This is a genomic window from Thauera sp. WH-2, assembly GCF_048321015.1.
Lineage (GTDB): Bacteria > Pseudomonadota > Gammaproteobacteria > Burkholderiales > Rhodocyclaceae > Thauera.
The window spans coordinates 97567-118411 of record NZ_JBLWFG010000008.1; the positions used below are offsets into that span (position 1 = coordinate 97567).

The window sequence follows — 20845 nt, forward strand, 5'->3', positions numbered from 1 at the left end:
CAGCCGCAGGCCCTGCCTTGTTGGGGTCAAGGGCTGAAATGATCAGGCCAAGCAGAACGAAGCTGCACCACAACCCAAGGAGTCACCCAAGGGATGCGGTGCAGTCGAGGAGAACGCTAACGATCAGATTTCACGGTCCTGAATGGTCGGAACCGTCTCCGATCCCCACAGTTGCCGTTCGCGGATCCAGGGCAGCGGATACTGCGGATTCGGACTGTCGAACTCGCGCGCCAGTCGATGTCCGTCGAACACGGCGTCCGAGATCTGGCGCGGCGCATGACAGTCACCAACACGGTAAATGGCCTCGATGCCGTTTTCCTCCCACTCGCTCTTGCGCTGCTTGAGTTCCTGGTACAGATCGTGATTGGGCACACGGGAGGTGACCAGGATCACCGCATCGACATCCAGCACCACAACATCCGTGCTTTCGCGGCGCGGCATCTTTCCGTTCTCGGGCTCGGTGAGCGCCCAACCATGGCGATACAAATGGAACAGGGTCAGCTTTCCGTTCTCGAAGGAGTCGACCCAGTGGTTTCGCATCACGGTGATGCCCTTCTCGTGCATCAATCGCTTGTTGTTCTGAATCTCCATGGTGAATTGGCTGTACTCCGCGGGATCGGACATGTTGGTCACGAGCGTGACCTCCTTGCCCAGATCCGCCGCAAGCTCAGCCATGCTGATGCCGGTGAAGTGGCCATCACCATCCAGCACCACAACGCGCTTACCCGGGATGGGCTTGCCGCTCATGATCTGCTCGGGCGTCAGGCAGTTCGGCAGGGAGGCATCACAACCCTGCAGCGGGCTATGTCCTTCGGCACCCAGACCGTTTGTCGCCCAATGCGATCCAGTCGCGATCACGACCTTGTCTGCGCCGTAGTTGAGCACATCATCGGCAGTCATCTTGCCAACCCCAACGTGCACCTCGACATTCTTCATCTTCGAGAGCTGAATCTGGCGGTAGGTAATGACACGCCCCCACTCGTTCATACGCGGATACCGGATCACGTTGCGCAGATGGCCACCGATTTCCGCCTCAGCCTCGCGCAGGTGGACATCGTAGCCACGCTCACCGAGCACCCGGGCACACTCGAGGCCCGCAGGTCCAGCGCCCACCACCAGCACGGAGCACGTGTCTTTGGCCTTCTCGAAGCGCTCGGGGTGCCAGCCGCGGCGGTACTCTTCCATCGCGGTTGCGTTCTGGGTGCAGTTCAGCAGGCCACACTGGTTGAACTTCGAAACGCACTGGTTGCAGCCGATACATTCGCGGATGTCTTCAAGGCGCCCTTCTTCGATCTTCTTCGGCAGGAACGGATCCGCAATGGACGGACGCGCTGCACCGATGATGTCGGCAAAGCCCCCCCGAATCACGCTGATCATGTCGTCCGGACTCGTATACCGGCCGTTCACCACGACCGGAACGTTGCCGACGACCTTCTTCGTTTCCTTCACGAACGGAAGCATCCAGCCCGACTTGCGGAATCGGGACGTACCCGCGTCCTCGCCCCACTCCTCGTAGTCGCCAATCTTGACCGCCCAGAGGTCACACACCCCCTCGCGGTGCATCAGTTCGACAAACTTGATCCCCTCGTCCATCGCCTGCAGACCATGCGGGCCCTGAAGGGTATCAATCTCATAGCGGGTGGTGATGGCGCTCGTGTCGCCACAGGCCCGTTTGAGCGCAGTCATGAGCTCGATGTACACCCGGGCCCGGTTCTCCAGCGAGCCACCATACTTGTCCGTGCGCTTGTTGTAGCGACGCTCAAGGAACTGAATCGGGAACGTGCTATCGCCACCGGTCACTTCGAGCAGATCGAACCCCGCATCCTGCGCGCGTTTGGCAGCCAGGACATACATGTCGATCACGGCCTGGATATCGTCATCGTCGCACTCGGAGGCATAGAGCGTGCGTGCGGGCAGAAGGTTGGAAGGGAGGCAGGAGGCCGAACGGGCGACGGCACGCGACTCAAGCCGAGGAGAGTGAATTCCACCGTACCAAAGCTGAACCCCGGACAAGGAACCGTGCTTTCTGATCTCGTCACACATCGGACGCAGGTTACGCACGTCACCGTCATCCCAGAGCCGGGCGGAGGTGTACGGGTACTCGTCGGATTCAGGATGAATGGAGCAGAACTCAGTGAAAACCACCCCCCAACCACCTTCGGCCTTCGTCCCACGGAACAGCGCCTGCGTTCCCGGACGCTCGGAACCTATACCTGCGCAGTGCGAGGTCTGGAAGAACCGGTTTGGTGAAACCTTCGGTCCGATCGCTACCTTGTCGAACAAAATGTCATATTTCGGATCACGTGCCATTTCCAACTTCCTCCTTCGTGAGAGCTGCCGAACGAACGCCGGCGATTAGTCTCGATCTCTTAAGCAAATCTAGTGCCACCATTAATAATCCATATATTTCCGCGGCTTCGTCTTCACATCGAGCGCGACGGCTTACATGGCGGCACGGGGGTTGCTGCATTTCTGCAGCGCGCTGCGAATCTGCTTGCAATGCGCTGAATCGCAATCTTCTCGTGCTTGGAACCGGGTAGACGCTGCCCCCAAGATCACGATCAGCCAGCCCGTTGCCCTCTGCATCCGGGGATTCGCGAACGAAGGGCGACTCAAGCGCACAATGCCGCTTGCATCGAAGTCCGAAGACTCAGAAGGCGCGCTTCAGGTGCACGACCCACTTCCCGGCGCCGGTGTCCTTGCACGCACCGCCCCCGCTATTGCAGATGGTGTAGAGCGCCTTGTCGGCATCCGTATCGACCCAGGCGACGCCCGCCTGCCAGCCCCCCTCGAAGTCTCGAGTGAGCCCCAGCCGCCAGTCACTGAAGTCGAACTCTCCATAGTTCTTCACGGACTGATGGCCGGCATGCGCGACAAATGTCCATCCCGGCATGAACTCATAGGCGACATTCGCCTCGACATAGTGAGATCCCTTGGAGTCCCCACGCCCCAGACCAAAGGATTTGTCATTGAATCCAAAGTAGTCGCTCAAGGTGCGCGAGTACTTTATATTCAAGAACTCCCAGCTGAGACTCGCATAGAGCTCAAGCGTGTCGTACTTCTCGCCGGTTCCTGCGATCTGCCCGCCCGGGAAAATGAACCTCAGGAAGCCGACGTCGTAGCCGATCGCTCCGACCGAATTCGCATAGCCTCCATAGATATCAAGTTCCCCTGCCGCCCCGTTGAGCGGCGATTCACTAACATTGCTACCCCAAACGCCCAAATACGCTCCGCTACTGTGGGCAAGATCGAAACCTCCCTGTACCGCCGGCTTGCCTTGTGTATAGGTAACCCCGCGGAACGTGTAGTTCGAAACAATTGCAACGTTTGCGCTCGCCGTAAAAGCGGGCTCTACCGCATCGCTCGCAAACGCAGTCGGCGTTGCCACTGCAAGGCCAGAAAGAACGACTCCAAGAACCGCGCTCTTGAAATAGGTGTTTTTCATCGCGTAAACCTCCTTTGACTTGTTGAATCGATGCCTTGTGCGCGGAAATCGCCCGCACGAGCGCATGAGCACTCCGGCAACCAAGCGGCTGCCTTGCACACAAGAGGGGCTTGAATTGGGGAACGTCGGACCCTGCGCTTCAGTTCAACCTACGGGTTGAGCTGAAGCGCACAGGAAGATCCAAGGACAGACAGCGCCTTCGCCGAGTTGGCGGGTACCGGGAACGGCCAGCCCTTCTCTTCGAATCAGGTCAGCGACTCTGCAACCGGCGGCGCAATTGGTTGATGCTCACGTCGGAGGGCAGCAAGAGGCACCAGCGCCGCAAGCGCAGTGACCAGAACCGCCACACCGATCCCCCAACCGACCAGGGGATAGCCGCCGGTAGTCACAAGCAACCCGGACACAGCCGGCCCCACGGCAACCCCCAAGATCAGGAAGCTGCCTGCTGCTGCGGCCACACGCCCCTGGCGATCGAGCGCGGCTGCGAGCGCAGTGATATAGGCGAGCGTGTAGAAATATGTCAGCGTGATACCCATCACTGCGATGGAGTAGATAAGGATGGAGCTTTCACTGAGCACATATCCCAAGCTGACCAAACCGGACCCGATGATGCCGATGAACAGCGGGATCCCAAAACCAAACCGTTTGCCAACGATTGCTGCCAATGCTGGGCCGATGATGCCAGCCATGGCCTGGGCCGAGAACAGAAGCCCAAGATCCTCGACGTCATAACCCGCATTGATACCGACACGCTCCACGAAGGACCATCCCATCGCATCGCGCATGGCGAAGAAAAACGCCGCAGCCATCATGCACACCGAGGCCATCGAAAAGAGGTTGCGCCCCGGCTTGTGAGCATGATGCTCATAGTGGTGCGCAGGGGGGCGCTGCGGCATGAGGGGAATGAAAAGCAGCATTGCTGCCTGCGTCGCAGCGAGCGCGTAGAAAAGCCCCGACAGCCCGAAAGAGGACATCACGTGCGCGTAGCTGTACATGATCCCGACGAACAGAATCACGATCAACACATTCATCTGCCCAGCCATCCGGTCTGGATTCTCTGCACTTGAAACGCAGGCATTGCCCGAAGCCAGGCACAGTCCAGCGCCGATCCCGGCGATGCACCGCATCATCGTAAGGATGTAAATATCCTGGATAGAGGCCGAGAAGATATTCGCGACCACTGCGATGGCGACACCGACGAGCGCCAAGGTTCGCCGCGGGGCTCTCCCCATAGCCGGCGCAACAACCAAAGACGCCACCGTAGCGAATACGAACTCTGCAGAAAGAAGGAGACCCGCCTGCGCCTCGTCGATACCAAGACCGTCAATCATGGCGCCCATCAGATAGGGCAGCGCCCAGAGACCGAGCAGGCCAACGCCGTAAGCCGATGCGAACGCAGAGAGGACGAGACCCCAGTTTTCCGGGGCAAGATTACGTAGACTCTTCATCACACTCCCCCTTCTTCGACAGCCACTTTCTTGACGACCACGCTTGAAATGCTCATGAGCGAAGTACTGCTGAAAGCCCTCAGCTCATACCCCAGAGCTCTACCCGGCAAGGGCTTTCCATAAGTATTGTTTTGCTTCATCTCACTGTCTCCTCGCATCTTGGTGCGAAATGATCTGGAAACCAGGTACACCAGGCTTCACATCCCGGGCCCGGCATTCTCGACTGAGCCTCTGATCAGAGGCATCTTCCTAAACCGCCCGCAATACAGTGCGATTCGCAGACACAGAATGTGCGTGAAGAATCACACTTGCTGTACAACGAGGCGGGGCATCGGTTTTCTATCTGGCGGACAGCCTGCGTACATTTGCGAACGCATTCCCCGAGCGAGCACACGCGTATCACACCGCTTTCGGCGCATACACTGGAACCATGAACTGGGGTCGCGAAACGCAAATGCGTTACGTCAGGGGCCTGCACTCTTCATGGCTTTGTCTCCTTGTCTTGGTTGCTTGAGGCAAGCGCCTGGACATTCGTAATTGTCCAAGGGCACGCTGGCGTAGCTCACTTTTTGTAAAGCAGGATCTAGCAAGCGGTGTGCCACATAGATCAAGGAATCAATGCGTGAGATTAAATTCTTGAAATATATGATAGACAGAGCTTATTGATATTTATTCTTATTCCTGTAAAGCGCTGTTAGCAGCCAAATCGCTGCGCAAACGCAGCGCATAGATGACATTTTCTCAGCACCTCCCCTGCCCCGCCTTGTCCTGGTTGATGATGTGGCCGCTGGTGATCAGGGCATTGCTCAACCTCAGGGCGAGGGAGCAAACGAAACCACGAACCTGATCGCCGAGATTGCCAAGCGCCAGACGCGTCCACCGGAGCGGATGGCCTAACGCCAACGCGGCTCGCCCCTCAAGTGTCAATGTCGGCACCGTACCGGAGGTCACAGACCAATCAATCCTGGATGGATACAGTTACGCAGGAATGCTTATGAGAAATGTCATGAAGATGAAGAACAACATACTGGCACTCGTGCTGACGGTGCTTACGGGCTGCGGTGTGGGAGGCTTGCTTTGGTGGGACGCACTGCACCCGACCCCGATGCATGAGAGCGCAGCACCAAGAACAGGCACGCCGGAAACAAGGTCGCGGCTCGACCCGCTCGCACCGGACAACACCCCAGCGTTGGGCCGGCAGGCTGCGCCCCCGGCAAACGGGCTTTACCGCTGCTAGGGATCGAGCGGCGTCCTCTACCAGGCAGAGCCATGCCCGACCGGAACAAAGCAGGCAGCCGTGGTGGGCGGAACGGTCAGCTTCGTGTCGCCCCCGCCCGGGCCGGCAGTGCAGTATTCGTCGCTGGCAACAGCACGCAATAGCGGTGCTGGCGTAGGCATGATCGCGCGCACACCTCCCGAGTTCATCGATAGCGAAGGTGCGTGCGAGGGGCACGAACGGGAAATCAAGAGAATCGACGCGGCCGGCCGGATCGGCGGCACGTCACGGAAAATGGAACGCCTGCGGGAACAGCGCCGGTATCACAAGGAAGAGATGTGGCGCCAGGGCTGCGGGCGCTGAAAGGCGTTGTAGCCGAAATCGCGCAGCATCCGGGAGACGAACTCCAGAAGCCAAAAGCAAAACAGCGCATCACACTGCAAAGTGTAATGCGCTGTTTTTTTCATGGAATTCTTGGTGGTGCTGACGCGGCACATGGACTCAAGATGACTGATTATGCTCTCCGCATTGCAGACATCATCGGCGCGTTTCGTCGAATTTTGACGGCTTTTCAAGTTCTGATCGCGTCAACTTCTTCTGGCGGATTATAGCGCGATCTAGCGCTCAAACCGGAAAAAGGGGTTGACTCGTCCCCCGCGCAGCGCCTTCATGCGGACCCACTCAACAACGCAGGAGGACCCTGGCCATGGATGCGGAATATTTGAACGAGCAGGAACTTGCAACCTACTTGGGTACGAGCACAAGCACACTCAAGCGTTGGCGGACACTACGAAAAGGCCCGGAGTACATCAGACTCGGCAACTTCATTCGTTACCCGCTCACCGCGGTGAGGGCTTTTGAAGCGAACAGCACGGTCAAGCCCGCCCCTCCCCGCCAGCCGGTCGCTCAAGAGACCATGCCACCTACCCAACCCGAAGAAGTGAAGCTCAACCCCGAGCAGCAGGCTGTGCTCACCCGTATGCGAGCTTTCCTCGGCAGCCCGCGTTCCGACCCCAGGGTGCCATGAGTTCGATCCCGCGCCTAGAATTGAACTCAGGCCATCACGACCTTCCTAGCATCCTTGAGTAGCAGCAGCAATTGCCGCTCCCGCAGTGGCGAGGCGACGAACCCAAACCGGGTGTAGAACTTCGCGGCATCCTCGTCAATGGGGTGTGTCAGCATGGCCCGGATGCCAGCCTGATCGGCAATCAGCAACGTGCGCCGGATGGCATCCTGCAACAGGCCGAAGCCGATGCCGCGCTCCTGATCCTGCTGGGATACGGCCAGCCTTGCCAGGATCACCACCGGCACCGGATATTGCCCCATCCCTTTCCGGATGCGCTCCGGTGCTTCCAGGGTGTCGATCTGGCCGACGGTCAAACTGAAGTAACCAGCAACCCGACCATCGTCCGCCACCACAAAGGTCTTGGCAGATCCGCGGCCTTGGGCTTGCCGGGCGTGGCGCAGCAACCAGTCGTTCAGGGCTGGCTTGCCGCAGTCGAAACCATCGAGTTCATGCTGACTCCCCAGAGGTTCTGGTCGAGACAAGTTCACTGGGCATCCCACGGTGCTTTTCGGCTGAACAGATCGGCCAAGCCTGCATTAGGCTGCTCAGGGCGATCCAGCAGATCCAACAGGGCCTGGTACTGGCTGCCTGAGACCATGAACAATCGTTGATCGAGCAGCGTCTGTTCGGCGGCCAGGCAAGCACTGTCAAGAATGAAATCGGTCAGGGATTTACGCGCCACTTCGGCAGCACGGCGCAGCACGACTTCCTGTTCAGGCGTGGCGCGCAGCCCCAAGCGGGCGGAACGAACAGCAGGAGAAGATGCAATGGAAACCATAGTGGCACCTCGTTTGTTAGTTCAACTGACGCAATGTTAGTACAATCGACAAACGCAATCTAGTTAGGAAGCAGCCTGGCACCCTTGGTTGACGACGTAGCCCGCGTTCCGACCCCAGGATGTTCCGAGTTCGATCCCACTCCTGACAATCGAACTCGTGACCACCAGGCAACGCCCCCTTCGATCTCACGAAAAGGAAAGGACCCTGACGCTGACTCGGACGACCGCGTCCAGGGGCGCCAGGGCTTTCCCCCAAACAGCCTCATGCAGTCCGGGTGCAATCCCCGGAGGCGAGCCAGGGCTCCCGCAGCTAGCCGCTTGTCGTTGACCACTCCAGAATGATGTTCACGATCAAGCACTTGCGACACCCCTGTTCACAAGCCCTTGTTTTGTGTAGCTTCCTATCTTTTTGGGCGACCGATGGACATAGGGAAGCTGGCCGACCTGGTGGAGGTTTTCGAGGGGCTCGAGGACTGGCGCAACGCGCAACAGACGCGGCACAGGTTGAGCGAACTGCTCACCGTGGCGGTGTGCGCGGCGCTCAGCGGTGCGGACGACTTCGAGGAGATCTCGCAGTGGGGACAGGCCAAACTGCCGTGGCTGCGGGGTTTTCTGCGGCTCGACTACGGCGTGGCCTCCCCCGATCCCTTCGAGCGGGTGTTCGCGCTGCTCGATCCGAAGCAGTTCGAGCAGGCCTTTCGCACCTGGGTGGGCGGCATCATTCCGGCGTTGGCCCAGGATCAGGTGATCGCAATCGATGGCAAGGCGAGCCGACGCACCACGAGCAAGGCGGCCGCTGCGCCGCTGCATATGGTCAGTGCGTTTGCGGCCAACGTGGGCGTGGTGCTGGGGCAGACGGCCACGGCGAAGAAGAGCAACGAGATCACAGCGATTCCCGAGTTGCTCAAGGTGTTCGACATCGCGGGCTGCGTCGTCACCATCGACGCGATGGGCACGCAGACCAAGATCGCGCGCACCATTCGCGAACGTGGTGCGCACTACGTGCTGTGTGTGAAAGACAACCACCGCAACCTGCACGATTCGATCATCCTCGCCAACCTCGACCCACGCGGCCCGCTGACACCGACTTCGACCCACGAGAGCACGAGCACCGGGCACGGCAGGATCGAAGTGCGTCGCTGCCGCGTCTACGATGCCGCCGATCGGCTTCACAACCCCGCCGCCTAGAAGGATGTCGCCAGCTTCGCCGTGATCGAACGCATCCGAACGGTGGGCGATCACACCAGCATCGAGCGCGTCTGCTACATCAGCAGCCTGCCCGCAGACGCCGAGCGGATCGCGCAGGCAGTCAGAAGCCACTGGGAGGTCGAGAATCGTCTGCACTGGTGTCTCGATGTTCAGTTCGGTGATGACTACGCCCGCGCTCGCTCCGGCCACGTCGCCCACAACCTCGAGCTGGTCCGCCACATGGCCCTCAACCTCATCCGACTCGAAACCTCGATCAAGACCAGCATCAAGACCAAGCGACTACTGGCCGCGACATCCGACAAGTTCCGCGCAGCACTGCTGGGCTTCGAAGCGCCTGACGAGGATGACGATGAATGATGAATGCGTAGCTGCGGAAGCCCTGCTGGAATTGCCCTTCTGGCGGGTTTCAGACTCAAGCAGTCATTCAGGCGCCCGGTGTGGAGTGATGGTGGCCGGCAGCAGTTGGCCGGATCCCGCCGCCGCGGAGCAGCACCCACTTTGCTCGAAACCACCTTGGTTAACGCTTCCGCCAATCCCTAGGCGCCATCGGGCTTCTGTCCGCCCAGAGCCCTCGCCTGGCACTGCGAGCCTCGTCCTGTAGCCGATCCACATCAAGGACCCGCAACTCCGCACACTTGTCGTCGTGGCACTTGCTCGCGGTGTGGTGCCGTCTGAGACAGATCAACTTTTTTCTTGAGCCCCCGGCTCGCCATCAACCCAGGTCTTCCGGCCCATGATCAGTATGGGCGTCAGAGTGGGCAACAGCATGAGCAGCATCCAGCCGTTGAATGACTCGTCATCCCGCGCGCCAAACCCCCACAGGGCCCAAGGTATCGTCGCAAAGAAAAGGACGTACAGTACGATGTACAGGCGCCAGTAAGGCGTTGTCGGGTGGCGCCACGGGGCAAAACGACGGATGGCCCAGCAGGCCGCTGTAAAGAGGCCGATCCCGACGCTCCCCGCCGCTACCTGGCCCTGTGCAAGAAAAACCACCCCGACGATTGCCACCCAGACAAAGCCGCCGATCCAGCCCCAGGTCCAGCCGAGCTTTTCGCCTTTTCGTTGGGCCATGATTTATCCTCGTCTTGCAGATGCGTTGCATCGTATCCCATGTGCGCCAACTACCGCCCCGCCTCGCGCGAAGCGCTCGCCGCGCTCCCGCTCCCGCCACCGGACTTCGCCTATGGCGAGGCCTATCCGGCCTCGGTCGTGCCGATTGTCACCAACTTCGCCCCGCGCCAGTGGACACCCGCCACTTTCGGGCTAGTGCCAACATGGGCAGACGACCTGAAGATCATGCGCTCAAACTACAACGCGCGATCGGAGACTCTAGGCGAGAAGCCGTCGTTTCGCCAGGCCTGGCAGCGCGGGCAGCTTTGCATCGTGCCGGCCGAGGTGCTCTACGAGCCCTGCTACGAGACCGGCAAGGCGGTGCGGTGGGCGATCCGACGCGCCGATGGCAAGCCGATGGGCATTGCCGGGCTGTGGGAACGCAAAGAGAACGAGGCCGGGGCGCCTTTCTGGTCGATGACCCTGCTGACGATCAACGCCGATGGCCATCCCCTCATGCAGCGATTCCACAAGCTAGGCGACGAGAAGCGCTCGGTAGTCATCCTGCCCGACGACGCCTGGGGAGACTGGCTGCGGGCAAAGTCCGAAAGCGCGGCGCAGGCGTTCTTCCGGGGTTTCGACGCACGCGACTTCGTGGCCGAGCCGGCACCGCGCTGATCCGCTCAGCCACCGATCTGTCGCCTTCGCCTGCCATGTAACGGGTCAAACCGACCCGCGCGCCTTACTCTTTGTCGTCCCCATCAGGGATCGCCACGTCGGCCACCGCGCCAACGGTCTTCGCGGTGACTTTAACCGCAGTCGCGGCCACCGATACCGCGGCGTCAGCGACGGTTATCACGGCACAACCCGAAAGTCCGGTGACCAGGCAAACCAGCAGTAGCCAGTGCGAGCGTTTGCGCGGGGGGTAGCGATGGACGGACAAGAGCCCGCTCCGAGTAGCGGGGGTGTTGGCGGCTGAAACACCTGGAGGATACCGATCGGTGTCCGTTGCTCCACTGTCGCCCTCGCCTGCCAAGTGACAGGCCAAACCGTTCTCTTGCAACCCATTGATTTTTATAGGCCGCGTGCGAAAATGGATTTTCGCAGAAACAGAGAACAGGAAGGGAGAAAAACCACCCAAAACAGGGGTGGCGGGGCTGGCGCCCCTTTTCGCACGAAACGCGAAACCCGCGCCAACACTGGGGATTCGGGCAGGCGTGAAAAAGGCCAGAGCAATGTCTGGCCTTTTGTATTTGGTGCCGAAGGGCTATCGAACTGTTGCCTAAAAGCCACATAACGAAAGCCTTTTAAGACCTCTAAGTCCTTTCATACCCCCAAAGATACCCCCAGCAACAGCAGGTGACGGGTCAATCGTCTTCCCTGCTCATCGATCCGACGGTCTGCCATGCAGCTACGCTGAAGCGGTGTTCTGCAGCACCAGGAACTTCGCGCCCTCTCGTTCCCGGATCTCCTCGACCCTCTGGGCAAAGTACGAGAGCGATAGCTTCTTCTCGGCCAGGAACCCCATATGGGCGTTGAAGCCCTGCAACACCTCGTTCTTCACCAGCAGTTTGTTTGCGTACTCGATGCAGGCGGGCTCGACGACTGACATCGCGCTGCGGACCAGTGTGGCCTTGTCAAGAGTTCGCCGTAACTCGTCAAACCACTGCACGCCGCGGTTGCTGTCGTTCGTGAAGTCGAGGAAGCGAATCAGGTTTGCGGCCGGCACCGACTGCACGTACCGGGCGTCAAACAGGCGTGCAGGGTCATCCTTGAGCAGCAGCTTGCCGCAGTGCTTGCGAGCGATCACACGCCAGTCGGCGTAGTGGCGAAGCATTTCATCCCGGGCGGCCTCACCCATGCCGAGGTCGCTCATCGCCATCACGCTGCCGAGGCAGGCGAGGACGTAGCAGTCCTCCGTCGCATTCAGTTCGGTGATGTCGTCGATCTCCCCGAGCTGGACCTTGTAGTGATGGGCCAGGGTCGTGAACAGCTGCTTGCTCTGAAGGAGCAAGTGTCGCCGCGTCTCGCCATCCGTGGCCTGCTGAGACAGACGCAGGTGATCGACCGCGGTCATAAGCTGGGCATGCTGCGAAGACTGCAGGAACTGCTTGATGGCTTTCGTCTGCTTCTCAAGAGTGCTCAGCCGCTTGTCGATGCGGTTCAGGCGAGAAGCAAGATAGGCGAAGCCAGTTACCGACGTGACGATACCCAAGCCCGACAGCGCGGTGGTCGCGATCGAGTAGTTCAGGATCTGATCGGTCGCCGCCTTCACTGCAGCCACGTTCGCGCTCAAGGCTTGCATCTGGATTCCGGTCACGACCGACCCGATCGCGCCCAAGCCTGGAACCGCACCAAGCAGGCCAGCAGAAGCCGGCATTGCCAAGTGGGAGACGATTCGACCTGCAGCGTCCCGGATCACCCCACCGTGAAGGCTCAGGTTGCCCGTCGCCAAACCAATCACCTGCTCAACGGGGATGGAACGGGCCACGCTCAAACCAAGTTCAGAAAGCATTTTCTTGTCTCGTTATGAAGTCAGCGCCGCGACGCTGACGTTCGTCCCGGCGGGAACCGAAGCAGGATGCAGCTATCGCCGAGCTAAGCTCGACAGCGCGCTCCCGGGCGTTGATCGGTTCAGAGATCGGGCTCAGTCGAACTCCGCGTTCTTGAATCTCAACACGTTGCAGTTCTCCCTCACTGCGCGCTGCAACCCGTCCTCGAAGCCCGCATCGCTCTCGGCGTCGATCTCGATCGAGATCCGCACCTTCACGCCCGGCTTCGCGGTGAAGTTCAGCACCACCTCGTCGATGATGTCGGCGAACTGCCGCTTCGCCATGACGGGATCGAGGTCGATCGTCCCGAAGAAGTGTGTCCGTGGCGCCGTGGTGGCCGCGGCTGGAGTGGAGAGAACGCGCGTGGTGGCGCCCGAGTCTGCAGCCTTTTGCGCACTGGGCGGTGTGCCAAGCGGATAGGTGACCGCTGCAGCGCCCGCAGCCTCTTGCGCGCGTTCGGCGGCGATGCGCTCGGCCTCGGCCTGTGCGAGCGACGGCTCGATCAGGATCAGCGCGGTGTCCAGAATGGGCGTCGTCCGCTTCGCGAAGCTGAAGCCGAGGTAGCGACCATCCTCCTTGCCTTGCGCGAAGCCGAAGAAATCCCGGCTCTCAGCACCCGCAGCAAGCGTGTTGTGGAACACGGCGTCGTCGCGCAGACGTGGCAGGTACAGCTGCTGGCAGGTCTGCTGCCAGACGTTGAGCGCATTGGCCTCGCCCGTGCCGTCCTTCCAGAACCAAGCCTTCAGCGCGTTGTGAAGGTGGATCGGCGCCCACTCTGTGATCAGCAGCTCGTTCTCGCGCAGCACGCGCTCGATCTCCTGCGTCAGGTTCTGCGCGCCGGAGTTGATCTGGTACGGCTCCCACTGCAGCTCCGAGAGCCCCTTGCCGCGCTCGGCGAACTGGGCCGGCGCCAGCATCCAGCGGTAGCTCTCCTTCACCATTCCGCGCAGTGCATCGTTAGCGTCGTCCAGGCTGCGGCTTGCCTGCCGAGCTTGGTACTGGTCGAGGTTGAGCTTGAGGTCCTTGATGTCGGCGACGATCGACTGCCAAGCCAGCACCGAGCGCACCTGATCCTTCAGGCGGCTGACACTGTCCGCATCCGGGGCCAGGAAGATCAGGCGGTTCTGCTTGAAGCGCGGCTGCTCACCGCGGTGCTTGAGGATCTCCGTTGCGTAGCGGATCGCCGATTGATCGCCGCTGCGGCTGTAGCCGGCCGTCGGCGGCAACACCACCAGACGCAGCGCCCAGTCGTCGGGAATGTCGGCACTGGCGGTGAACACATGCACCCCGCTGAACACCCCCGGCGCCAGGGTGCGCTGCACGCGGTCGCGGACGGCAGGAATCACATCGTCCTTGTCCTGGAAGCGCCGCTTGCGGTCTTCCATCTCGCGGCGCAGGTTGGGCCGGGTGTCGAACCAGAAACGGTTGTTGCCCGAGTTGAGATAGTGCAGGCGGTCGTTCAGGCGGCGCAGCGCGTCCTTGAACACGCCGATCTGCTGCCCGGGCTGCACACATCCCAGCAATACCCCCTCGAGCTCGATGCCGCGCACCATCTGGCTGGAGGTCGTTGGCGCGCTGCCCAAGAAGATCGTCCGCGCCGTCCGCCTGCACGCCTGCACGCTGCCCAGGCGGGTATCCACGCTCTCCAGCTCGGTCGTCTCCGCGCGCTCGCCGTCGACGTCGCTTTCCAGCACCGGGTCCCAGCCCTGCGGCAGGTAGTAGATCGATTCGTTGCGGGTGTCGGCGTCGTACAGCGGCAGGCTGCCCGGCATGATCAGCAGATCGGAATTGTTGTCCTTCCACAGCCGGTGGATGATCTTCGCCATCAGCTTCAGCACGCCGCGGGTGCGCTGGAAGTTGTCGAGCGAGGACCAGTCCTCGTAGAGGCGCACGAAGACCTCGGGGTGGATGGGGTAGGCGTGCATCAGGCGCTCGAAGTAGCGGGCCTCCTGGGTCTCGTGCGGCAGGTCGGCCGCGTTGGCGATGTAGTAGTCGGCAAAGGCCCGGCATACCGTCTCGGCGCCCAGCTTGTCGCCGATGCTCGAGAAAAGCCGACGACGCACGATCTCGAAGGCTTCTTCGGACGACACCGGCTTCCACAGCGCCTGGACCCGCCCGAAGTAGTGCGACAGGGCAGCCAACGCCTTCACGCCGCGCTGGCTGCCGGCTTCCTTGTCCGACTCGGGCAGCGAGGCGAGCAGCACCGCCGTCGGCACGGCCTTGAGCGCCTCGGTCAGCGCCTGCACGAAGCTCAGGTTGGAATCGAAGGAGCCGCCCGACAGCGTCTTGCCTTCCTCGAACTGGCGGATGTAGGCCACGAGCTCGTCGATCAGGATTACGCAGGGTGCGTAGCGGCCGAGCAGGTCCGCGAGCACGCCCTTGCCGGGCGAGGTGCCGGACTCGTCCGCCTCGCGCACCATCGCGTAGCCCTCGGCACCACCGAGTTGCCAAGCCAACTCGCCCCAGAGCGTGCGCACCGCCAGTCCGTCGCGCTTCATCGGCTGGTTGGGCGACAGCCGGATGCCGTCCAGCACCGCGATGCGCGCCCGCGGCATCTCCACCACGCCGGCCGCGTTCAGGATCGACGGAATGCCGGGCATGTCCGAGGCCGACACCTCGCCTTTGGCTAGGTGATACACCGCCAGCATCGTGTGCGTCTTGCCGCCACCGAAGGCGGTCTGCAACTGGATCACCGGATCGCCACCGCGGCCGGTCAGGCGATGGACCACCGAGTCGAGCAGCAGACGCATGCCTTCAGTGATGAAGGTGCGCTGGAAGAACAGCGACGGGTCCTGGTACTCGGCGGTCGCCGTGCCCAGATGCACGCGCGACAGGTCGGCCGCGAACTCGGCCTGCTGGAAGGTGCCCTTGAGCACGTCCTCGTGTGGAACGGCGATTTCGCGCCACGGCTTCAAACTCATCCCCATCATCTCCCATGAAGCTGCAGCAGCACGTCGCGTCGGCAACTTCGATACCGCCAATATTCTTGACTCAACTTGGTCTAGGCCCCACTCACCTGCAGGTTCCCTACCGCATACGCTGTTCTGCCCCCACCACCGGCAAAGGCTTCGGGGCCATCCACAGTCTCCGGAAGTTCATGTGCCGCGCCGCCAATCGCCACTGCCAGCTGCGGATAGACAGGCTCCAACTCCGGGCTCTCGCCCAAAATCCAGCTCGGTAACGGATTCACGAGCTTGCGTGCGATCCGCTTGCCGCGCACTTCTACCCACCCCTCGGCCAGCGCGCGCATCATCGGCAGACTTGCGCCGCCACCCGTCAGAATCACCGTGAGATCGGTCTTGGTGAGATAGCTCAGCCACGTGTCGTGTAGCCCTTCGAGCACATCCCTGAAGCCCTGCTCGACACGCTCGGAAAACTCCCTGACCGGCCGCGAAGCCATGAAGTCGCCCAGTTCGATCTTTCCGAGCGTACCGTCGCTAAGCACGTACTGGACCCTGTTGTCCGCAAACAAACGCTCCTTCAATCCACGTATGCGACGGCTCAGATCGGCTGCAACCAGCCGACCGTGCGGCTCGGTCAGGTCGACACCCTGGGCATCCAGGATGAACTTCTTCAGCATCATGTCGATCCGATCGCCGGCCTGCATTAGGGCCTTGATCGAGCCCGGCACCTGAAACACCCGTGTGATCTCTCGCTGCTCATCCTCGCGGAGGAGGAAGAGGCCGAAGTCGGTCGTGCCTGCTCCTACATCGATCACCATGAAAGGAAGACGCTTGTCTTCACCGTCGACCAGCGCTCCAGCCGCCACGGCCACAGGCTCGGGGACACCGTCGGCGATCAAATACTCGGGGCGCCGCTCCAAGGCGCGCACTAGATCGACAGCCGCCTTAACCTCTGCCACATCCAGACCGCCCTGCCACCGTCCGTGAAAGGTGTCCGCAAGAATCTGCGCTTCGGCCATCCAGTGGCGCATCAACCGGTCCGCCCAAGACTTCTGCGCCGAAGACGGCCAGCACGGATGCGCAAATCTCCGCCGTACATAGCGGGAGAGCGGGCCTTTCGTGTCTTCCACCGACCAAGTCTGAACCTGAGAAACGGCCAGATCAGTCAAATAGGCCAAATAAATCCGGATCAAATCGCCTTCGGTCAGCTTGACCTGCGTCGGATTCATTTCGGCCCGCAAAGGGTAGGCATCGAGATTCCCATCCGAGCGCTGACTCAGCCAACTCTTGATCGAATCCAGGCGCGCCCGGTTGGAGTCTGAAAGCTCCTGGCTTGCATCCACGGCTTCGAAGCCAAACAGCACCTTTCCGCCATCGGTAATGAAGACTGATGACGGCACTGCATAGCCTTCCCCGCCGGCTTGCGCGCCCAACTCCAGCTCAAACGGCTGACCATCGTCCGACTGAGCAAACGCCTTGGACATGGCCGTCCCGAAGTCCAGGCAAAGCAGCACATCGGGGTCATCAGGCGTGCTCCTGTCCAGTGCGTCGGTAACCAAGACGACCTTCGGCTGGACCGTTTTCGGCACCTCAGGAGGGGGCGCATCCTCCTGGGGTGGCGGCACGGGGATGACTTGTTCCGCAGTAGTCGGTGGGGCATCCGCTACGCGGCCTGCCACAGACGGCGGCGTAGGTGTTTCGACTGGGGTCGCAGACGGACTCGCAGTTCCGCCCCGCAGCACGGCCAAGGCCACACCCAGCGCCTGACGCTCTGCAGACGAAACAGTCCCGATGGCATTGCGATCGATACGCTCGATCAAACTCTCAAGCAGAAACTTGGCAATCTCTGGATTCACCTACCGCCTCCTTTACCGCGTTCTGAGTTATTCGACCAATCCCTTCAACACCACGTCGCCTGCCGTTCCGTCCTTGCGTATGCGCACCACCGCAGGCTGGCGGACGATGACCTTCTGGCGCGCCACATCACCCACCGCCTGAAAATACTTCGGTGCGAAATCGACCTCCTGCCCGACCTCTCCATAAAGGGCGAGGCCGCGCTGCTGGGCAACTTGGTCCATCTGCAGCAGCAAGCCCTCGAAGCGCTGGAAGCAGTTCTCGGTGACACTCACTAGGCTCTGCTCGTAGATGTCGAGCACGGAGACCACCGGCTCCTTCACACTCGCAACCGCTTGGCGGGCTTCCCTAGCCGCGTTCAGCGCAAGCCCGATCGCCACATCCGCCTCGCGCGCCCCCGCCTCCAACGCGGTGCTGCTGGCCTCGCGCCGAGCCACGACACGGCCATGGATGAGCCATTGCCGGGTGTCCTCATCCAGTTCTGGGTGCCGCTCCGCGATCTCCTTTGCAATCGCGCGCGCCCGAAGTGGATAGTTACACAGCATGTCGAGCTGATCCAAGAGACCTTGGTCACGAACACCTTGCCGTCCCAGCAGGATCAGGGCCTCCCTGACGTCCTTGATCAGCAGAGATAAGGCGCCCTGAAGTGCATCCGGCCAACTACCACTGCCCAGCATCTGCCTGCAGTAGGCCACCGCCCTGAACACCACTGGATCGGTCGCAACAGAAAAGCGCGTGCGAACGATTTCGTGGGTCAGCAGAATTACCTCTTCGGTCAACTCGTTCTGGACCCTCTCTTCCTTCGGCCGACCCACTGCCCGCAGGGGCAGGTTCACCAGTTCATGCAATGCCTTACCGATCTCATCGCCAGCTTCCAGCTCGGACGTGGGAATCAGGCCGCGTAAAGCAGAAAGCGTCCGCGCCTGCCGGCGAGCGACGGAGTCGCCCGGCTTCTCCGTTTCGGGCCTAACGTTGGCCATGGCCCGTGCGACGCTCCTCAGCAGTTCAGCCAGCGTCGGGCTACGGGCCAGCAGGGCGGAAATCATCTCCTCACGCGCCTTCTCGCCTGTTTCCTCGCAAGCGATCGCGTCGGCCAGATACGCGTTCAACCAAGCGCCGTCGGCAAGGCTCAGCGCGCGCGCCACGTTCAGCCGATCGTCGGCCTCCTTCAGCAGCTGCAACGCTGGAAAGTCCTCGTCCATCGCGGGCGCCAGCCACTGCTGCAAACTGGGCTGCAGGCGCTTCACCACCTGCGCGGAGTGGACTACGCAGGCAATCGCCAGCAGGCGGGACTCGGGCTCCTCGCTACGGTCGGCTGCCACCCGTGTCAGGCTCGCCAGCCCAGCCTGGAAACGCGCGTCATCTGCCTGCTTGGGGATCAGCTTCTCCCGCATCATGGCTTTGAGTGCTTTTTGCTTCTGCGCAACCGGGCTGTCAGACGCAAAGACGTCAAATGCAAGCTCACCGCTGATCGCGTCAGACATTTCGGCGTGCGTCATGCCAAGCCCCCCCTGTCAGCAGCTGCAGACGACCAGAAACACCTCGCGCGGCACGGTTCACACCAACTCCTCCTCGTCCTTGCGCAGCATGTAGGCGAACTTCTCCTTGATCAGCGCCTTGCGAGCGGCGACGAAATCGTCGTAACGCTCCAGCGCCCACAGCTCTGGGTTGTCCGGAATCAGGTGCATTTGCAGGTAGCGCTCATGCGTTGCATCAGACGAGAATCGCGAACGGGCAAACCACTCTGCGGGCGGCTTATCGCACTTACCCGAGAAGCCGTTTTCATCGGCCGTCAGCAGCATGCAGTTGGCGAGCTGATCGCGGTGCTCCGCGCGGTAGTGCAGGATGTTGCGCTTGCCGCTTTCGGGGTTGATGTCCTTCACGGTCTTCAACAGGCTCTGCGGGAAGATGTGATCCACCTGCGGGCCGTTGGCATCCAGTGCGGGTGAATAGTCGAAGTCCCGGTACCAGAGGTTGAAGAAGAGGTGGATCGTCCTCGACCCGTAGTACTGGTCGAAGATCACCGCCGGCGTAATCTCCAGGCTGCGCCCTTCCGCACGGATCACCCCGTAGATCTCAGAGAGGACGAAATCCTGCTGTTCCTGGATGTTGCGCACCAGCTTGTCGATCAGGTTGTCCGGGCTGCCGCCGAACACCCCTGTCACCAGCACCCGCAGCAGATAGGCCGCCATGTCCTGGTTGGCGGCGAACTTCGCCGGGTGGTGGAAACGGTAGTAAATGAGCGGGATCAGCGCCAGATAGGAAGGCATCGCCCGATCAGATCGGATGTACGTCTTGGAGACCAGCAGATCCCGCACGGCCCTGATCGCCTCGGCCAGCTCGTCCCATTTGGCGATGATCTCTTCCTTGGTCTTGCCGTCCCGGAACTTGCCGACCTCGTAGCGCGCCCCTTTGCCCAGCATGCTCAGGCAGGACTTCAGCACGAAGTCGCGATCGAAATCGAAGCTGCCCTGATTGAGGTCCTCCAGCAACGCTTCCATCTCGCCATCCGCCTCGTCCCAACTCGAAGTCAGCAACGAGAACAGCAGATCCGACTTGCCGAGCTTGGTACCGCCGGAATTGGCGCGGATGAAGATCTCGACGATGTCATCCACCCGGTAGGCATCCGGATTGTCGATGCCGTCCAGTTCCTGGAAGGTGATGTTGTCGTCGGTCACGAACTCCTGCCGTACCCGCTCGATGTTCCGGCTAACGGTGCGGAAGGCATCTTGTGACAGCGGCTGAGGCGCACTTTGTGCGAGCGCATCCGCCATTTCACCTGGAAGTCTGTTGTTCTGGAAAACGAGGTCCTTGAACCGCACCCAGGGCCAGCCCGGATTCGCGGTCTTGAAGGCGAAGCGAAAACGAATGTCCTCCGGCGCGGCCGCCACGCCGCCGCTGAGCACGTCGAAGTACAGTTCGCGCCCTTCGTAGCTGCCGCGCAAGCCGATGAACAGGCTCTGAAGGCGCTGCTGCCCATCGAGCACCATCATCTTCGAGCGCGTGTTGTCCGGAACGTAGAAGTCGGTCAGCTTGATGTCTCGCCGGTAGTTGTCGATGAACTTGCGGTGCTTCACCGCCTCCTTCGTCTTCCACACCAGCAGCGTGCTGATCGGGTACTCGCGCATGATCGAATCGAACAGGCGCGCAATTTGCTCCTCACTCCAAACGAAGGGCCGCTGGATGTTCGGCAGCCAGAACCCACCACCCTCAGCCTCTTCGTCGTTCAGATAGCTCACGATCTTCCGGATCGAGAGTTTCTTGTTCTGCATTGTTCTTTGTTCCTCACTCAATCGCCGACTCAGATCCGATGGTTGCTTCCCC

17 protein-coding genes and 1 pseudogene are annotated in these 20845 nt (G+C 61.1%); 5 read left to right on the forward strand and 13 right to left on the reverse strand.

Features of this window, described 5'->3' with window-relative positions; translation table 11 throughout:
- Positions 1-123: 123 nt before the first annotated feature.
- The 4 genes from ACNKW1_RS13300 to ACNKW1_RS13315 all read right to left on the reverse strand — a co-directional run bounded on the left by ACNKW1_RS13300 (position 124) and on the right by ACNKW1_RS13315 (position 5033).
- Positions 124-2310: an FAD-dependent oxidoreductase gene (locus tag ACNKW1_RS13300; RefSeq protein ID WP_418365079.1), complete on the reverse strand. Its 2187-nt coding sequence runs from the start codon at positions 2308-2310 to the stop codon at positions 124-126.
- 340 nt (positions 2311-2650) lie between these two features.
- Positions 2651-3445, reverse strand: a complete 795-nt coding sequence (locus ACNKW1_RS13305) for a TorF family putative porin (protein ID WP_418365080.1) — start codon at positions 3443-3445, stop codon at positions 2651-2653.
- A 245-nt stretch (positions 3446-3690) separates the two neighbouring features.
- Complete coding sequence (locus ACNKW1_RS13310) at positions 3691-4893, reverse strand: MFS transporter (RefSeq protein ID WP_418365081.1); 1203 nt, start codon at positions 4891-4893, stop codon at positions 3691-3693.
- A complete protein-coding gene (locus ACNKW1_RS13315) occupies positions 4893-5033 on the reverse strand; it encodes a hypothetical protein (RefSeq protein WP_418365082.1) in 141 nt (46 codons plus the stop codon). Before ACNKW1_RS13315 ends, ACNKW1_RS13310 begins: the two co-directional genes overlap by 1 nt.
- 1256 nt (positions 5034-6289) lie before the next feature.
- On the opposite strand from ACNKW1_RS13315, the gene ACNKW1_RS13320 reads away from it, so the two are divergent.
- The 3 genes from ACNKW1_RS13320 (at position 6290) to ACNKW1_RS13330 (ending at position 7136) form a co-directional block, all read left to right on the forward strand.
- The gene (locus tag ACNKW1_RS13320) at positions 6290-6472 is read left to right on the forward strand and encodes a hypothetical protein (protein ID WP_418365083.1); all 183 of its coding nucleotides are present in this window, start codon (positions 6290-6292) and stop codon (positions 6470-6472) included.
- A complete protein-coding gene (locus tag ACNKW1_RS13325) occupies positions 6448-6720 on the forward strand; it encodes a hypothetical protein (RefSeq protein WP_418365084.1) in 273 nt (90 codons plus the stop codon). The genes ACNKW1_RS13320 and ACNKW1_RS13325 overlap by 25 nt, the downstream gene beginning before the upstream one ends.
- A 95-nt stretch (positions 6721-6815) precedes the next feature.
- Positions 6816-7136 carry a helix-turn-helix transcriptional regulator gene (locus ACNKW1_RS13330; protein ID WP_418365085.1) on the forward strand — a complete coding sequence of 107 codons (321 nt, stop codon included), beginning with the start codon at positions 6816-6818 and terminating at the stop codon, positions 7134-7136.
- Between the two features lie 26 nt (positions 7137-7162).
- On the opposite strand, the gene ACNKW1_RS13335 is transcribed toward ACNKW1_RS13330, so the two are convergent.
- Entirely contained in the window at positions 7163-7663 is a 501-nt protein-coding gene (locus ACNKW1_RS13335; RefSeq protein WP_418365086.1) for a GNAT family N-acetyltransferase, read from the reverse strand.
- Complete coding sequence (locus ACNKW1_RS13340) at positions 7660-7953, reverse strand: DUF1778 domain-containing protein (protein WP_418365087.1); 294 nt, start codon at positions 7951-7953, stop codon at positions 7660-7662. The genes ACNKW1_RS13335 and ACNKW1_RS13340 overlap by 4 nt, the downstream gene beginning before the upstream one ends.
- Positions 7954-8373: 420 nt before the next feature.
- On the opposite strand from ACNKW1_RS13340, the pseudogene ACNKW1_RS13345 reads away from it, so the two are divergent.
- Positions 8374-9519, forward strand: a pseudogene (locus ACNKW1_RS13345) (ISAs1 family transposase).
- A 324-nt stretch (positions 9520-9843) separates the two neighbouring features.
- Here ACNKW1_RS13345 and ACNKW1_RS13350 read toward each other — a convergent pair.
- On the reverse strand, positions 9844-10233 hold the full coding sequence (locus ACNKW1_RS13350) for a hypothetical protein (protein ID WP_418365088.1): 390 nt from the start codon (positions 10231-10233) through the stop codon (positions 9844-9846).
- A gap of 39 nt (positions 10234-10272) precedes the next feature.
- Here ACNKW1_RS13350 and ACNKW1_RS13355 point away from each other — a divergent pair, with 39 nt between their 5' ends.
- Positions 10273-10890 carry an SOS response-associated peptidase gene (locus tag ACNKW1_RS13355; protein WP_418365089.1) on the forward strand — a complete coding sequence of 206 codons (618 nt, stop codon included), beginning with the start codon at positions 10273-10275 and terminating at the stop codon, positions 10888-10890.
- 64 nt (positions 10891-10954) lie between these two features.
- Here the strand turns inward: ACNKW1_RS13355 and ACNKW1_RS13360 are convergent, their stop codons facing one another.
- From ACNKW1_RS13360 to ACNKW1_RS13385, 6 genes are all read right to left on the reverse strand, one after another.
- A complete protein-coding gene (locus tag ACNKW1_RS13360; protein ID WP_418365090.1) occupies positions 10955-11353 on the reverse strand; it encodes an NF038104 family lipoprotein in 399 nt (132 codons plus the stop codon).
- 270 nt (positions 11354-11623) lie between these two features.
- Complete coding sequence (locus tag ACNKW1_RS13365) at positions 11624-12727, reverse strand: hypothetical protein (RefSeq protein ID WP_345794666.1); 1104 nt, start codon at positions 12725-12727, stop codon at positions 11624-11626.
- Positions 12728-12859: 132 nt separating this feature from the next.
- Positions 12860-15685 (reverse strand): ATP-binding protein, encoded by a 2826-nt coding sequence (locus ACNKW1_RS13370; protein WP_418365091.1) that lies wholly within the window; start codon positions 15683-15685, stop codon positions 12860-12862.
- 80 nt (positions 15686-15765) lie between these two features.
- On the reverse strand, positions 15766-17523 hold the full coding sequence (locus ACNKW1_RS13375; RefSeq protein WP_418365092.1) for a hypothetical protein: 1758 nt from the start codon (positions 17521-17523) through the stop codon (positions 15766-15768).
- A gap of 27 nt (positions 17524-17550) precedes the next feature.
- A complete protein-coding gene (locus tag ACNKW1_RS13380) occupies positions 17551-19020 on the reverse strand; it encodes a hypothetical protein (protein ID WP_418365093.1) in 1470 nt (489 codons plus the stop codon).
- A 57-nt stretch (positions 19021-19077) separates the two neighbouring features.
- The gene (locus tag ACNKW1_RS13385) at positions 19078-20793 is read right to left on the reverse strand and encodes a GmrSD restriction endonuclease domain-containing protein (RefSeq protein WP_418365094.1); all 1716 of its coding nucleotides are present in this window, start codon (positions 20791-20793) and stop codon (positions 19078-19080) included.
- Positions 20794-20845 lie beyond the last annotated feature (52 nt).